Annotated in this window: 13 protein-coding genes; 3 read left to right on the forward strand and 10 right to left on the reverse strand. The window is 62.2% G+C overall.

The genetic code is table 11. From position 1 onward, the window contains the following. Nucleotides 1–6: 6 nt before the first annotated feature. From ccoG to ccoN (OUY36_RS09675), 8 genes are all read right to left on the reverse strand, one after another. On the reverse strand, nt 7–1,419 hold the full coding sequence (gene ccoG, locus OUY36_RS09640) for a cytochrome c oxidase accessory protein CcoG (RefSeq protein ID WP_110777320.1): 1,413 nt from the start codon (nt 1,417–1,419) through the stop codon (nt 7–9). A gap of 137 nt (nt 1,420–1,556) precedes the next feature. Beyond that, a complete protein-coding gene (gene ccoP, locus OUY36_RS09645; RefSeq protein WP_110777318.1) occupies nt 1,557–2,474 on the reverse strand; it encodes a cytochrome-c oxidase, cbb3-type subunit III in 918 nt (305 codons plus the stop codon). Next, on the reverse strand, nt 2,475–2,660 hold the full coding sequence (locus OUY36_RS09650) for a CcoQ/FixQ family Cbb3-type cytochrome c oxidase assembly chaperone (RefSeq protein WP_003301805.1): 186 nt from the start codon (nt 2,658–2,660) through the stop codon (nt 2,475–2,477). 6 nt (nt 2,661–2,666) lie between these two features. Continuing rightward, a complete protein-coding gene (gene ccoO / locus OUY36_RS09655; protein WP_063543403.1) occupies nt 2,667–3,278 on the reverse strand; it encodes a cytochrome-c oxidase, cbb3-type subunit II in 612 nt (203 codons plus the stop codon). 12 nt (nt 3,279–3,290) lie between these two features. Then, on the reverse strand, nt 3,291–4,718 hold the full coding sequence (gene ccoN / locus OUY36_RS09660) for a cytochrome-c oxidase, cbb3-type subunit I (RefSeq protein WP_110777315.1): 1,428 nt from the start codon (nt 4,716–4,718) through the stop codon (nt 3,291–3,293). A gap of 352 nt (nt 4,719–5,070) precedes the next feature. After that, entirely contained in the window at nt 5,071–6,006 is a 936-nt protein-coding gene (ccoP, locus tag OUY36_RS09665) for a cytochrome-c oxidase, cbb3-type subunit III (RefSeq protein ID WP_133456979.1), read from the reverse strand. A gap of 92 nt (nt 6,007–6,098) precedes the next feature. Next, on the reverse strand, nt 6,099–6,710 hold the full coding sequence (gene ccoO / locus OUY36_RS09670) for a cytochrome-c oxidase, cbb3-type subunit II (protein ID WP_267937828.1): 612 nt from the start codon (nt 6,708–6,710) through the stop codon (nt 6,099–6,101). A 13-nt stretch (nt 6,711–6,723) separates the two neighbouring features. Beyond that, nucleotides 6,724–8,148, reverse strand: coding sequence for a cytochrome-c oxidase, cbb3-type subunit I (ccoN, locus tag OUY36_RS09675; protein WP_110777313.1), 1,425 nt, complete (start codon nt 8,146–8,148; stop codon nt 6,724–6,726). Nucleotides 8,149–8,210: 62 nt separating this feature from the next. On the opposite strand from ccoN (OUY36_RS09675), the gene OUY36_RS09680 reads away from it, so the two are divergent. Then, nucleotides 8,211–8,897 (forward strand): alpha/beta family hydrolase, encoded by a 687-nt coding sequence (locus OUY36_RS09680; protein ID WP_267938142.1) that lies wholly within the window; start codon nt 8,211–8,213, stop codon nt 8,895–8,897. Between the two features lie 50 nt (nt 8,898–8,947). Here OUY36_RS09680 and OUY36_RS09685 read toward each other — a convergent pair whose 3' ends face one another. Continuing rightward, nucleotides 8,948–10,516 (reverse strand): methyl-accepting chemotaxis protein, encoded by a 1,569-nt coding sequence (locus tag OUY36_RS09685; RefSeq protein ID WP_267937829.1) that lies wholly within the window; start codon nt 10,514–10,516, stop codon nt 8,948–8,950. A 359-nt stretch (nt 10,517–10,875) separates the two neighbouring features. Continuing rightward, entirely contained in the window at nt 10,876–13,551 is a 2,676-nt protein-coding gene (acnA, locus tag OUY36_RS09690; protein WP_267937830.1) for an aconitate hydratase AcnA, read from the reverse strand. A gap of 174 nt (nt 13,552–13,725) precedes the next feature. Here acnA and rlmM point away from each other — a divergent pair, with 174 nt between their 5' ends. Both rlmM and tusA read left to right on the forward strand, forming a co-directional pair. Continuing rightward, on the forward strand, nt 13,726–14,775 hold the full coding sequence (gene rlmM, locus OUY36_RS09695; protein ID WP_267937832.1) for a 23S rRNA (cytidine(2498)-2'-O)-methyltransferase RlmM: 1,050 nt from the start codon (nt 13,726–13,728) through the stop codon (nt 14,773–14,775). A gap of 72 nt (nt 14,776–14,847) precedes the next feature. Next, nucleotides 14,848–15,099 (forward strand): sulfurtransferase TusA, encoded by a 252-nt coding sequence (gene tusA / locus OUY36_RS09700; RefSeq protein ID WP_063543387.1) that lies wholly within the window; start codon nt 14,848–14,850, stop codon nt 15,097–15,099.

Raw genomic sequence — 15,099 nt, forward strand, 5'->3', positions numbered from 1 at the left:
CCTTGCTTAGCGGATGCTCGGGCCGATGAAGCGGCTATCGGCATCGTCGTTAATCGATTCATCGTCCGCCGAGCGGATATGGAAGACGATCTCGTTGGTGCTTGAAGGAAGCTTCTCGGGCGCGATGGACAGCTCGACCGGGATCGTGACCAGTTCGCCTGCCTCGGCGCGCACTTCGCTGCGCCCCTCATAGACCAGGCCGTCGAGGCCAGACGCTTCGATGACGAAGGTCTGCTCGCGCTGAGCCTTGTTCATCACCTTCAGGGTGTAGACGTTTTCGATGTTGCCCAGCTCGTTCTCGCGGTAGAGGACGCGGTCCTTCAGGACATCCAGCTTCACCAGCGGCCGATCATACACGGCATAGGTGAACAGGCTCATCATCGCCAGCAGCGCGACCGCGTAGCCGATCAGGCGCGGACGCAGCAAGTGGGTCTTCTGTCCGGAGAGGTTGTGTTCAGTGGTGTAGCTGATCAGCCCGCGAGGGTAGTTCATCTTGTCCATGATGGCATCACAAGCATCGATGCAGGCCGCGCAGCCGATGCACTCGATCTGCAAGCCGTCGCGGATATCGATGCCCGTCGGGCAGACCTGCACGCACATGGTGCAATCGATGCAGTCGCCAAGACCCATCGCCTTGTAGTCGGCGTCCTTCTTGCGCGGGCCGCGTTTTTCACCGCGGCGCGGATCGTAGGAAACGATCAGCGTGTCCTTGTCGAACATCACGCTCTGGAAGCGAGCATAGGGACACATGTAGATACACACCTGCTCGCGCAGGTAGCCGGCGCTGCCGTAAGTGGCAAGGGTGAAAAAGCCGATCCAGAACGCCGCCCAGCCATTGACGTTGAGAGTGAGCAGATCGGGCACAAGCTGGCGGATCGGCGTGAAATAGCCGACGAAGGTGATGGCGACCAGGATGCCGACACCCAGCCAGATCGCATGCTTGGCCAGCTTGCGGAAGAACTTGTTGGCGCTCATCGGCGCCTTGTCCAGCTTCATTCGCTGGTTACGATCACCCTCGGTGACCTTTTCGGCCCACATGAACACCCAGGTGAACACGCTTTGTGGGCAGGTGTAGCCGCACCAGACGCGGCCGGCGAACACGGTGATGAAGAACAGACCGAAGGCGCAGATGATCAGCAGCCACGACAACAGCATGAAATCCTGGGGCCAGAACGTCGCCCCGAAGATATGGAATTTGCGGTCCGGCAGGTCCCACCAGACAGCCTGACGGCCGTTCCAGTTGAGCCACACGGTTCCAAAAAAGAGGACGAACAGTACGGCGCCGCCTACGCGTCGCAGGTTGCGGAATACACCGCTGAAGGCTCGGGTATAGATCTTTTCACGCGCGGCATAAAGGTCGGCTGACGCTTCAGCCTTGGACGGGGGGGTTACATCACGAACGGGGATCTGCTCAGTCATCGAGTGCGTACCACGGCGGAAGGTGGGTGTCCTGGCCGATACGTGCCGACCAGGATCATTTTTCTGTCCAGCTGCGAATGGTACGCCCGGAGCGTTGGGGTCAGGTGCGACAGGTCGTCACCCCCGACCCTTGTGGATCACTGCTCCGGTTGCTGCGACAGGCTGTAGACGTAGGCTGCCAGCAAGTGCACCTTGTCGTTGCCAAGGATTGCTTCCTGAGCCGGCATGCGGCCATTGCGACCGTAGCGCAGGGTCTGCTGGATCTGGGCGAAGCTGGAACCATACAACCAGACATTGTCGGTCAGATTCGGCGCGCCCATGGCTGCAACGCCCTTGGCTTCCGGTCCATGGCAGACTACACAGTTGGTGGCGAAGATTTTTTGACCCTGCTCAATGTCGACGCTGATACCCTCTGGGGTATCACGGCCGGAGAGGCTGCGAACATAGCCAGCCACGTTGCGAATGCCTTCTTCGCCGATCACGTCCTTCCACGCCGGCATTGCGGCCTGACGGCCGTGCAGGATGGTGGTCTTGATGGTTTCCGGCTCACCGCCCCACAACCAGTCGTTGTCGGTCAGATTGGGGAAGCCATAGGCACCCTTGGCGTCGGAGCCGTGGCAGACCGAACAGTTCGAGGCGAACAGGCGGCCACCCATCTTCAACGCCTGGGGATCGGTGGCCACTTGTTCTACCGGCATGGCGGCGTACTTGGCATACAGCGGGCCGTACTGCTCCTCGGCCTTGTCCATTTCGCGCTGCCATTCCTTGACCTGCGTCCAGCCGCCCTCATAACCAGGCAGGACGCCTTTCCAGTTGCCCAGGCCGGGATACAGGGCGAGATAGCCGAGCGCGAAGATGACTGTGCCGACGAACAGCATGAACCACCAGCGCGGCAGCGGATTGTCGTATTCCTCGATGCCGTCATAGGAATGGCCGACGGTTTCTTCGGTGCTGTCGGGGCGTTGGCCCTTACGAGTTGCCAGTAGCAGCCAGACCAGCGCGGCAATGGTGCCGAGGCTCAGCAGGGTGACGTACCAACTCCAAAACGAGGTCATTTATTTCTTACTCCTGGAAGCTTCTTCATCACGCTTCTTGGCGTCGGTCTCGTCGTCCGCGAAGGGCAGGTTGGCGGCTTCGTCGAAGCTGTTCTTGCGTTTGCTGCTGTAAGCCCAGAGCACCACGCCGATGAAGGCGACGAATACCAGAATTGTGCCCAGGCCGCGAAGAGTCCCGATTTCCATCATGCGTTACCGTTTGTTGGTGAGTGCAGTGCCGAGTACCTGCAGATAGGCGACCATGGCGTCCATCTCGGTCTTGCCCTTGACGGCATCCCGGGCACCGGCGATGTCTTCGTCGGTGTAGGGGACGCCAAGGGTACGCAGAGCGGTCATCTTCTTGGCGGTGTCCTTGCCGTCGAGGGTGTTCTCGACCAGCCACGGGTAGGACGGCATCTTCGACTCGGGCACGACGTTGCGCGGGTTGTACAGGTGCGCACGGTGCCAGTCGTCGGAGTAGCGGCCGCCAACGCGGGCCAGGTCCGGACCGGTGCGCTTGGAGCCCCACAGGAACGGATGGTCGTAGACGCTTTCGCCGGCCACAGAGTAGTGGCCGTAGCGCTCGGTCTCGGCGCGGAACGGACGCACCATCTGCGAGTGGCAGCCGACGCAGCCTTCACGGATGTACAGGTCACGGCCTTCCAGTTGCAGCGCGGTGTAGGGCTTCATGCCCTCGACCGGCTCGTTGACGGCGTCCTGGAAGAACAGCGGAACGATCTGGGTCAGACCACCGATGCTCACCGCCAGGATCATGAACAGGGTCAGCAGACCGATGTTCTTTTCAAGTATTTCGTGGTTCTTCATCTATCCGTTTCCTCAAGCGATCTGCGCGGCAGCGTCGTACTGGGCTGGCTTGGCGACACGCACGGTGCGCCAGGTGTTGTAGGCCATCAGCAGCATGCCGGTGAGGAAGAAGGCACCGCCCACGGCGCGGACGATGAAGCCCGGGTGGCTGGCTTCCAGCGCTTCGACGAAGGAGTAGGTCAGCGTGCCGTCTTCGTTGATTGCGCGCCACATCAGGCCCTGGGTAATGCCGTTGACCCACATCGAGGCGATGTAGAGCACGGTGCCGATGGTGGCGAGCCAGAAGTGCGCATTGATCAGGCCGATGCTGTGCATCTGCTCGCGACCGAATACTTTCGGGATCAGGTGATACATGGAACCGATGGTGATCATCGCTACCCAGCCGAGGGCGCCGGCATGTACGTGGCCGATGGTCCAGTCGGTGTAGTGGGAGAGCGCGTTGACGGTCTTGATCGCCATCATCGGACCTTCGAAGGTCGACATGCCGTAGAACGCCAGCGAGACCACCAGGAAGCGCAGGATCGGGTCGGTGCGCAGCTTATGCCAGGCGCCCGAGAGGGTCATCATGCCGTTGATCATGCCGCCCCAGCTCGGAGCTAGCAGGATGATCGACATCACCATGCCCAGGCTCTGCGCCCAATCCGGCAGCGCGGTGTAGTGCAGGTGGTGCGGGCCGGCCCAGATATAAAGGGTGATCAGCGCCCAGAAGTGGACGATCGACAGGCGATAGGAATACACCGGACGCTCGGCCTGCTTCGGCACGAAGTAGTACATCATGCCCAGGAAGCCGGTGGTGAGGAAGAAACCCACGGCGTTGTGGCCGTACCACCACTGGACCATGGCGTCGGTCGCACCGGAATAGATCGAGTAGGACTTGAACAGGCTTACCGGCATTTCCAGGTTGTTGACGATGTGCAGCATCGCCGTGACCAGAATGAAGGCGCCGAAGAACCAGTTACCCACATAGATGTGCTTGGCCTTGCGCTTCATGATGGTGCCGAAGAACACCAGCGCATAGCTGACCCAGACGATCGCCAGCAGAATGTCGATCGGCCACTCCAGTTCCGCGTATTCCTTGGAGCTGGTGTAGCCCAGCGGCAGGGTGATGACCGCCAGCACGATCACGGCTTGCCATCCCCAGAAGGTGAAAGCGGCGAGGCTGTCGGAGAACAGTCGCGCCTGGCAGGTGCGCTGGACGACATAGTAGGACGTGGCGAACAGCGCGCTACCACCAAAGGCGAAGATCACCGCGTTGGTGTGCAGCGGTCGCAGACGGCCGAAGCTGGTCCATGGTAGGTCGAAGTTGAGTGCGGGCCACACCAGCTGCGCGGCGATGAAGACACCCAGACCCATCCCAATGATTCCCCATACCACCGTCATGATGGCGAATTGGCGAACCACCTTATAGTTATAAGCAGTCTCACTTATTGCTGTGCTCATGCAAGGCTTCCACGCTAATGGCATTTTCGAAGGCAAAAACGGCGGCAAGTATGGAGAAAGCAGGGGGGCAATGCAAACGACGCCAAGGCTCCTTTTGCTCTCCAAACCCCTGATTTCAAGCGTTTTCCATGCTCTGCCAAGGGGCTTTTACGCGCCAGGCCGGCGCGCTGGAATGGTGACGTCGCCTTATGGTTCTAGGCAGGGCGGCGAGTCGAAAGCAAAGCTTAGGAGGGCAAGCGAAGAGGGGAAAGGGCGCTGGTCAGCTCGCGATGCGACAGATGGTCGCAGCGCTCGGGAACTTGCTTGGGAACAAGGTGGGAAGGGCGGTACGAGTGTACCGCCCTTTAATGACTCACTGCTTGGCGAGTTGTTCCGGTTTTTGCGACAGGCTGTAAACGTAGGCGGCGAGAAGGTGAACCTTGTCGTCACCCAGATACTGCTGCTGAGCAGGCATCTGGCCATTGCGACCATGGCGGATGGTCTGCTGCAGCTGGGTCAGGCTTGAGCCATAGATCCAGCCGGAAGCATGCTGCAGATTCGGCGCGCCCAGCGCGGCCATGCCTTCGCCACCTTGGCCGTGGCAAACGGCGCAAGTCTGGGCATAGACCTCTTTGCCTTTGCCCAGATCGGCGTCGGTGCCCTCGGGCAGCGGCAGGCCGGCGAGCTCCTTGCGCACGAAGGCGGCGACGTTCTTCACGCCTTCTTCGCCAATGGCCTGGCCCCAGGCCGGCATCGCAGCGATACGACCGTTCAGGATGGTGGTCTTGATCGAAGCCGCATCACCGCCCCAGCGCCAGTGATCGTCGGCCAGGTTCGGGAAGCCCAGGGAGCCCTTGGCGTCGGAGCCATGGCAGATGGCGCAGTAGTTGGCGAACAGACGGGCACCCATTTTCACGGCCTGCGGGTCCTGTGCCACTTGCTCCACCGACATGGCAGCGTACTTGGCGAAGATCGGGCCGTACTTCTCGTCGGCTTGCGAGACTTCACGCTCCCACTGCTTCTCCTGAGTCCAGCCACCTTCGTAACCCGGCAGGACGCCTTTCCAGTTGCCCAGGCCCGGGTAGAGCACCAGGTACAGAATGCCGAACACCAGGGTGCCGATGAACAGCAGGAACCACCAACGTGGCAGCGGGTTGTCGTATTCCTCGATGCCGTCGAAGGCATGACCCATCGTCTGGTCCGTGGTGCCGGCGGACTCGCCCTTGCGGGTGGCGAAGATCAGCCAGAACAGAGCGACGATGGTGCCCAGCGTCAGCAGGGCGATGTATCCACTCCAGAAAGTGCTCATGTGCTACTCCTGGACAGCCCGAGCAACTCTGGCTGTCCGCGATTGAAGTCCCTGACGGCTGGTGTGACAGCCGTCATTTTTCTTGGCTGTGATTAGCGCTTGTTGGTCAGAGCCGTGCCGAGCACCTGCAGATAGGCGACCATGGCGTCCATCTCGGTCTTGCCCTTGACGGCATCCCGGGCACCGGCGATGTCGTCGTCGGTGTAGGGCACGCCGAGGGTGCGCAGAGCGGTCATCTTCTTGGCGGTGTCCTTGCCGTCGAGGGTGTTCTCGACCAGCCACGGGTAGGACGGCATCTTCGACTCGGGTACGACGTTGCGAGGGTTGTACAGGTGCGCACGGTGCCAGTCGTCGGAGTAGCGGCCGCCAACGCGGGCCAGGTCCGGACCGGTGCGCTTGGAGCCCCACAGGAACGGATGGTCGTAGACGCTTTCGCCGGCCACGGAGTAGTGGCCGTAGCGCTCGGTCTCGGCGCGGAACGGGCGTACCATCTGCGAATGGCAGCCGACGCAGCCTTCCTTGATGTAAATGTCACGGCCTTCCAGCTGCAGCGCGGTGTAGGGCTTCATGCCTTCGACCGGCTCGTTGACGGCGTCCTGGAAGAACAGCGGGACGATCTGGGTCAGGCCACCGATGCTCACCGCCAGGATCATGAACAGGGCCAGCAGGCCGACGTTCTTTTCTAGTTTCTCGTGCGATTTCATTTACCTAGGCTCCTCAGGCGATCTGCGCGGCAGCGTCGTACTCGGCGGGCTTGGCAGCCTGCACGGTGCGCCAGGTGTTGTAGGCCATCACCAGCATGCCGGCGAAGAAGATCGCACCACCGATCATCCGCACCACGAAACCGGGGTGGCTGGCTTCCAGTGCTTCGACGAAGGAGTAGGTCAGCGTGCCGTCGTCGTTGATCGCGCGCCACATCAGGCCCTGGGCGATACCGTTGACCCACATCGAGGCGATGTAGAGCACGGTGCCGATGGTGGCCAACCAGAAGTGGGTGTTGATCAGGCCGACGCTGTGCATCTGGGCGCGACCGAACACTTTCGGGATCAGGTGATACAGCGCACCGATGGACACCATGGCAACCCAGCCGAGGGCGCCGGCGTGAACGTGGCCGATGGTCCAGTCGGTGTAGTGGGAGAGGGCGTTGACGGTCTTGATCGCCATCATCGGACCTTCGAAGGTCGACATGCCGTAGAACGCCAGCGAGACCACCAGGAAGCGCAGGATCGGGTCGCTACGCAGTTTGTGCCAGGCGCCCGAGAGGGTCATCATGCCGTTGATCATGCCGCCCCAGCTTGGAGCCAGCAGAATCAGCGACATCACCATGCCCAGGCTCTGCGCCCAATCCGGCAGCGCGGTGTAGTGCAGGTGGTGCGGGCCGGCCCAGATGTAGACGGTGATCAGTGCCCAGAAGTGGACGATCGACAGGCGGTAGGAATACACCGGACGCTCGGCCTGCTTCGGCACGAAGTAGTACATGATCCCGAGGAAGCCGGCGGTGAGGAAGAAGCCCACGGCGTTGTGGCCGTACCACCACTGGACCATGGCATCGGTCGCCCCGGCGTATACCGAGTAGGACTTCATCGCGGTGACCGGCATTTCCAGATTGTTGACGATATGCAGAATCGCCACGGTCAGGATGAAGGCACCGAAGAACCAGTTACCGACGTAGATGTGCTTGACCTTGCGCGTCGCCAGCGTGCCGAAGAAGACGATCGCATAGGCCACCCAGACAATGGTGATCAGGATGTCGATCGGCCACTCCAGTTCCGCGTATTCCTTGGAGCTGGTGAAACCCAGCGGCAGGGAGATCGCGGCGAGCAGGATGACCAGCTGCCAGCCCCAGAAGGTGAACGCGGCCAGTTTCGGCGCGAACAGGGTGGTCTGGCAGGTGCGCTGGACCGAATAATAGGACGTCGCGAACAATGCACAGCCACCGAAGGCGAAGATCACCGCGTTGGTGTGCAATGGGCGCAGACGACCGAAACTGGTCCAAGGGAGGTCGAAGTTCAGGAAAGGCCAGGCCAATTGTGCTGCGATGAAAACGCCGAGCCCCATCCCGACGATTCCCCACACCACCGTCATGATGGCGAATTGGCGGACCACCTTGTAGCTGTAGGCGGTACTGGTTGCTGTGTTCATGTATGGGCTTCCATCCACGGGTAATGAGCAGTTTTTTCTTTCTAATAGAAAGCGGGGCAAGGATGGGGAAAGGGCAATCTGCCGGTATTGACGCGGGTCAATACACACAAAGTGACAAAGGGTATCTCGTCAGGTGGAACCGGCCGCAGGATGAAGCCTGGGTGAGCCTGATTCTGGCGCATGGCGCCGGGGCACCGATGGACAGTCCGTTCATGGAGGAAGTAGCCGTACGCCTTGCCGCACGCGGGGTTGCGGTATGCCGCTTCGAGTTCGCCTATATGGCCGCGCGGCGCCTGGGCGCGAGCAAAAGACCACCCAGCCCGCAGGCGCAGCTGCTGGCTCAGTGGCGGGAGGTCCATGCCGAGGTGCGACAGCAGGCCACAGGACTGCTGGTCATCGGTGGCAAGTCCATGGGCGGGCGAATGGCCAGCCTGCTGGCCGACGAGCTGGGTGTCGACGGTCTGGTGTGTCTGGGCTATCCGTTTTACCCGGCCGGAAAGCCGGAAAAAACGCGCACCGCCCACCTGGAGAAATTGCTCACGCCTACGTTGATCGTCCAGGGCGAGCGTGATGCGCTGGGTAACCGCGCGACAGTCGAGCAGTACCCGCTGTCAGCTGCCATCAGCTTGCACTGGCTGGCCGCCGCCGACCACGATCTCAAGCCGCTGAAGCGTTCCGGGCTGACGCATGATCAGCACATGGACGCCGCAGTCACGGCGGTGGCGACGTTTCTGCGAGGCTTGGCCTAGGCTTCAGGCCCGGTCGGCCGCCCAACTGGCTGACCGGGCGGGTTACCCGTTCAGCGGTTGAAGCGCTCGACCAGCGAATACTGGCCTTCGGCCGTTGCGGTCAGCGCTTCGCTGAGCAATGCCGAGCTGCGCGCGTCGCCGGACGTCTGATCGGCCAGGCGGGCGATGGTGCTGACGTTCTGGCTGATCTCCTCGGCCACTGCGCTCTGCTCTTCGGTGGCGGAGGCGATCTGGGTGGTCATGTCGATGATGTTGCCCATCGCCTCGTTGATTCCACTCAGGGCCTGGTCTGCCTGGATCATCTGCTCGACGCCACGGGCCGCATGCACACGGCCCTGCTCGGTCGTCGACACCGCATGCTGAGCTTGCGATTGCAGCTTCTCGATCAGCTGGTGGATTTCGCCGGTGGCTGCCGCGGTACGTTGCGCCAGCTGACGCACCTCATCGGCGACCACCGCGAAGCCGCGGCCGCTGTCACCGGCTCGTGCGGCCTCGATTGCAGCGTTGAGCGCGAGCAGGTTGGTCTGGTCGGCGATGCTCTTGATCACATCGACCACGCTGCCGATGGCCTCGCTGTCGCTTGCCAGCTGGTTGACCGACTCGCCGGCTTTGCTGACCGATTCCGATAGCTGCTGAATCGCCTTGCGGGTGTCTGCGGTGACTTCGCGCCCGTGAACGGTCAGCCGGCTGGCTTCACGCGTGGCGTCGGCTGCCAGCGCGACGTTGCTGGCCACTTCCTGCGTCGTTGCGGCCATCTCATTGATCGCCGTGGCCACCTGCTCGGTTTCCTGATGTTGCTGGGCCAAGCCGTTGGCGCAATTCTGCGCCAGGGAATCGGCCTGTTTGGCCTGTCCCTGCAGCTGCACCGCTGTGTCCTGCAGGCGGGTCAGGCAGGTCTTCAGGTGCGCCTGCTGGCTGAGCATCGCCATTTCCAGCTGGGCCTCGACGCCTCGGCTGTCGGTGTACATGCAGGCGATAAGCGGGTCGCTGGTGGTCTCTTGGGCAAGCTGCATCAGGCGCCGCAGACCGCGCTGTTGCCAATGCAGCCCGGCAAGCCCGAGCGGAACGGACAGCAGCGCGGCCGCGACGAATCCCATCGCGTGATCAAAGGAAGCGCCTACCAAAAAGCCGACCTGGCTGACGAGAATGAACGGCAGCCATTTCTTCAATACCGGAAGCCAATTATTGCGGCGGGGCACACCGCTCTTGCCCGCGTTCAGTCGAGCATATAGCGCTTCGGCCCGTTGGACCTGCTCGCGGCTCGGCTTGGTTCGCACGGATTCGTAGCCGGTTACCTGGCGTTGCTGATCCAGGATCGGCGTGACATAGGCGTTGACCCAGTAGTGATCACCGGTCTTGCGCCGGTTTTTCACGATCCCCATCCACGGCTTGCCCTGCTTGAGGGTCGCCCACATGTGTTCGAACACCGCGGGCGGCACATCGGGATGGCGCACCAGATTGTGTGGTGCTCGAATCAGTTCGTCGCGAGTGAAACCGCTGACTTCGGCGAAGATGTCGTTGCAGTAGGTTATCTGGCCTTTCAGGTCGGTGGTCGAGATGAGGCGCTGCTGATCGGGGAAGGCATACTCACGCTGGGTTACGGGCTGGTTGTTACGCATCTACTTTCACGCCTGGCATAGAAGTGTTCTCGGAATGGCACACCTGACCTTTATCGTTTTAATTCGGTCTCAGGCTGACCAATGGGTCGGCCGTAGCGTGGCGATCTTGAGCGGAAAGCTGATTCGAGGATCAGCTTTGTCGATACAGGCGACTGGCGGACGTCGGGGCTTAATCTTTCTGCAATGCTTTTTCGGCAATGTCGGTGCATGTCCGGACGCTGCTCTCGAGGGAGGCAGCGGCGACCAGTTCAGGGAGCCGGACCCGTGCATGGAGGCCCAGGCGGCTGGAGATTCGATGCCAAGGGAGTGGCTGACGCCGGTGCGAAAGGACTTCGCACCGGCGTTTTTTCTTTTTGCGCTCAGCTGCCGATCAGCTGGCGCAATACGTAGTGCAGGATGCCACCAGCCTTGAAGTACTGGACCTCGTTCAGCGTGTCGATCCGGCTTAGCACCTGGAACGAATCACGCGAGCCGTCAGCTCGCTCGACGTCTACGGTAAGCAGCTGGCGAGGCTTGATGTCCGCGCCGAGCCCTCGGATCGACAGCTTCTCCGTGCCATTGAGGCCCAGCGATTGGCGCGTCTGCTCGCCGACGAACTGCAATGCCAGCACGCCCATGCCGATGAGGTTGGAGCGGTGAATGCGCTCGAAGCTTTCGGCGATGACCGCCTTGACGCCGAGCAGGTTGGTGCCCTTGGCGGCCCAGTCACGGCTGGAGCCGGTGCCGTACTCCTTGCCGGCGATTACCACCAGCGGCACGCCTTCGGCCTGGTAGCGCATGGCGGCGTCGTAGATCGAGAGCTTTTCACCGCTCGGCTGATACAGCGTGTTGCCGCCTTCCTCGCCGCCGAGCATCTCGTTCTTGATACGGATATTGGCGAAGGTGCCGCGCATCATCACTTCATGATTGCCGCGGCGCGAGCCGTAGGAGTTGAAGTCATCCGGCGCCACGCCCAGCGATTGCAGATACAGGCCGGCTGGAGAGCTGGCCTTGATATTGCCTGCGGGTGAAATGTGGTCGGTGGTGATGGAATCGCCGAACAGGGCGAGTATTCGCGCGTTCTCGACATCCGCAGGCGGCGTCGGGGGCTGGCCGATATCTTTGAAGTAGGGCGGGTTCTGCACATAGCTGGAGCCGGCGTTCCACTGATAGGTGTCGCCGGCGCTGACCGGGATTTTCTGCCAGTGCTCGTCACCGCTGAATACGTCGGCATAGCGGCTGCGGAACATCTCGCCGTCGATGCGTGCCACCGCTTCGGCGATTTCGGTGCTGCTTGGCCAGATGTCCTTCAAATACACCGGCTGGTTCTGCCCGTCGTAGCCCAGCGGTTCGCGATCCATGTCGATTCGCGTGGTGCCGGCCAGGGCGAAGGCCACCACTAGCGGCGGCGAAGCCAGCCAGTTGGCTTTGACCAGCGGATGCACGCGGCCTTCGAAGTTGCGGTTGCCGGACAGCACCGACGACACGATCAGATCGTTGTCGGTGATCGCCTGGCCGATGGCGTCCGGCAGCGGCCCGGAGTTGCCGATGCAGGTGGTGCAGCCGTAGCCCACCAGGTTGAAGCCGAGCTGGTCCAGATAGCGGGTCAGCCCAGCCCGCTCGAGGTAGTCGGTGACCACCTTGGAGCCGGGCGCCAGTGAGGACTTGACCCAGGGTTGACGCTTGAGGCCGCGCTCCACTGCCTTCTTGGCGACCAGGCCGGCGGCCATCAGCACGTTCGGGTTCGAGGTATTGGTGCACGAGGTGATCGCTGCGATCACCACTGCACCATGCTTGAGCTGGAAGTCTTCGCCTGCGACCGGCACCGCGCTATCCGCCTGAGCCTGGCGCCCAGCGGTCTCCAGCAGCAGGTCGAAGTTGGCGCCGATGTCGCCGAGGGTGACCCGATCCTGCGGACGCTTGGGACCGGCCACCGAGGGGCGTACCTGGCTGAGATCGAGTTCCAGCGTGGCGGTGAACACCGGGTCCGGCGAGTCGCTGTCACGCCACATGCCTTGCGCTTTGCTGTAGGCCTCGACCAGCGCGATACGCTCTTCGTCGCGGCCGGTCAGACGCAGGTAATCGATGGTGATCTGATCGACCGGGAAGAAGCCGCAGGTGGCACCGTATTCGGGTGCCATGTTGCCGATGGTCGCCCGGTCGGCCAGCGGCAGGTGATCCAGACCCGGGCCGTAGAATTCGACGAACTTCCCGACCACGCCGTGCTTACGCAGCATCTGCGTCACGGTCAGCACCAGATCGGTCGCGGTGACGCCTTCGTTGAGCTTGCCGCTCAGGCGGAAACCGATCACTTCGGGAATCAGCATCGACACGGGCTGGCCAAGCATCGCCGCTTCGGCCTCAATGCCACCGACGCCCCAGCCCAGCACGCCGAGGCCATTGATCATGGTGGTGTGCGAATCGGTGCCGACCAGGGTGTCGGGGTAGGCGACGGTCTCGCCGTTCTCTTCGCGGGTCCAGACCACCTGGCCGAGATACTCCAGGTTGACCTGGTGGCAGATGCCGGTACCCGGCGGCACTACGCTGAAGTTGTCGAAGGCCTGCTGGCCCCAGCGCAGGAACTCGTAGCGTTCGCCGTTGCGCTGCATCTCGATCTCGACGTTCTGTTCGAAGGCATGGTCGCTGCCGAAACGGTCGACCATCACCGAGTGGTCGATCACCAGGTCCACCGGCGACAGCGGGTTGATCTTCTGCGGATCTCCCCCGGCCTTGGCCACGGCATCGCGCATGGCGGCGAGGTCGACCACGGCCGGTACGCCGGTGAAGTCCTGCATCAGTACACGGGCCGGGCGGTACTGGATCTCCTGCTCGGAGCTCTGCGTCTGCAGCCATCGCGCCAGCGACTGGAGGTCCTCACCGCGTACCGTCTCGCCGTCTTCCCAGCGCAGCAGGTTTTCCAGCAGCACTTTCAGCGAGGTTGGCAGGCGGCTGATGTCGCCCAGCTGGGCGGCCGCTTCGGGGAGGCTGTAGTAGTGGTAGGTCTTGCCGGCAACCTCGAGGCTGCGGCGACATTTCAGGCTATCCAGGGAAGGCATTCCTCATCTCCTTGTGCCCACACGGTGAGGGGCTGGCTGATGAACGAGCTTTGAAACTAGCCCTTGGGCAGGTGTTTCGCTACTGCACTGGACCGGGCGATGCGGGCGAGGGTTCCCGCGGTCGGCTATGATGCGCGGCTTTGGTCCAGGCCATACCGCTGACAGGATTCGAACATGAACACATTGTTGCTGCATTGCCGTCCCGGTTTCGAGGGCGAGGTGTGTGCGGAAATCAGTGAGCACGCCGCCATCCTCGAAGTCGCAGGCTATGCCAAGGCGCGGCCCGACAGCGCCTGCGCCGAGTTCATCTGCAGCGAAGCCGGCGGTGCCGAGAAGCTGATGCGCCGGCTGCGTTTCGCCGAGCTGATCTTTCCGCGGCAGTGGGCGCGTGGCGAGTACGTGCAACTGCCGGAAACCGACCGGATCAGCGTGCTGCTGGCGCATCTGGCGAGCTATCCGGTATGCAGCAGCCTATGGCTTGAAGTGCTGGATACCAACGATGGCAAGGAGCTTTCCAACTTCTGTCGCAAGTTCGAGGCGCCGCTGCGCAAGGCACTGATCAAGGCCGGTCGCCTCGACGAAGAAGGCAAGGGACCGCGCCTGCTGCTCACGTTCAAGAGCGGACGCGAGGTGTTCGCCGGCACCGCCGAGGCAAACAACAGCGCGCTGTGGCCGATGGGTATCCCGCGGCTGAAGTTTCCGCGCCAGGCGCCCAGCCGCTCGACGCTCAAGCTGGAAGAGGCCTGGCACCATTTCATCCCGCGCGAGCAATGGGATACGCGGCTGGCGGCGGGCATGACCGGGGTCGATCTCGGCGCGGCGCCGGGCGGCTGGACCTGGCAGCTGGTCAACCGGCATATCAAGGTCAGCGCGGTGGACAACGGGCCGATGAACGCCGACCTGATGGATTCCGGGCTGGTGGAGCACTTTCGTGCTGATGGCTTCACCTTCCGCCCGAAGAGGCCGGTGGACTGGATGGTCTGCGACATCGTCGAGAAGCCGGCGCGCAATGCTGCGCTGCTGGAAACCTGGATCGGCGAGGGCCTGTGCCGCGAGGCGGTGGTGAATCTCAAGCTGCCGATGAAGCAGCGCTATGCCGAGGTCAAGCGCCTCCTCGAACGTATCGCTGACGGGCTGGCCGAACGTGGCGTCAAGGCCAGTATTGGCTGCAAGCAGCTGTATCACGACCGGGAAGAGGTGACCTGTCACCTGCGCCGCCTCTGATCGTCGATCACCTGCGGATGACCTGTCCGCGCGCTTGCGCCACAATGCACGCCTGTTTTCCGGAGCCCACTGATGAGCCAATCAGCTGAAATGACTGTCGACGCCGTGCTCGACGCCACCGGCCTGAACTGCCCTGAGCCGGTGATGATGTTGCACAACAAGGTGCGCGACCTGGCTGGCGGGGCGATGCTCAAGGTCATCGCCACCGATCCCTCGACCCAGCGCGACATTCCCAAGTTCTGCGTGTTCCTCGGCCATGATCTGGTCGAACAGCAGCAAGACGCAGGCACCTATCTCTACTGGATTCGCAAGAAAGTCGACTGA

Source organism: Stutzerimonas sp. R40042 (genome assembly GCF_026642215.1).
Classification (GTDB): Bacteria; Pseudomonadota; Gammaproteobacteria; order Pseudomonadales; family Pseudomonadaceae; genus Stutzerimonas; species Stutzerimonas frequens.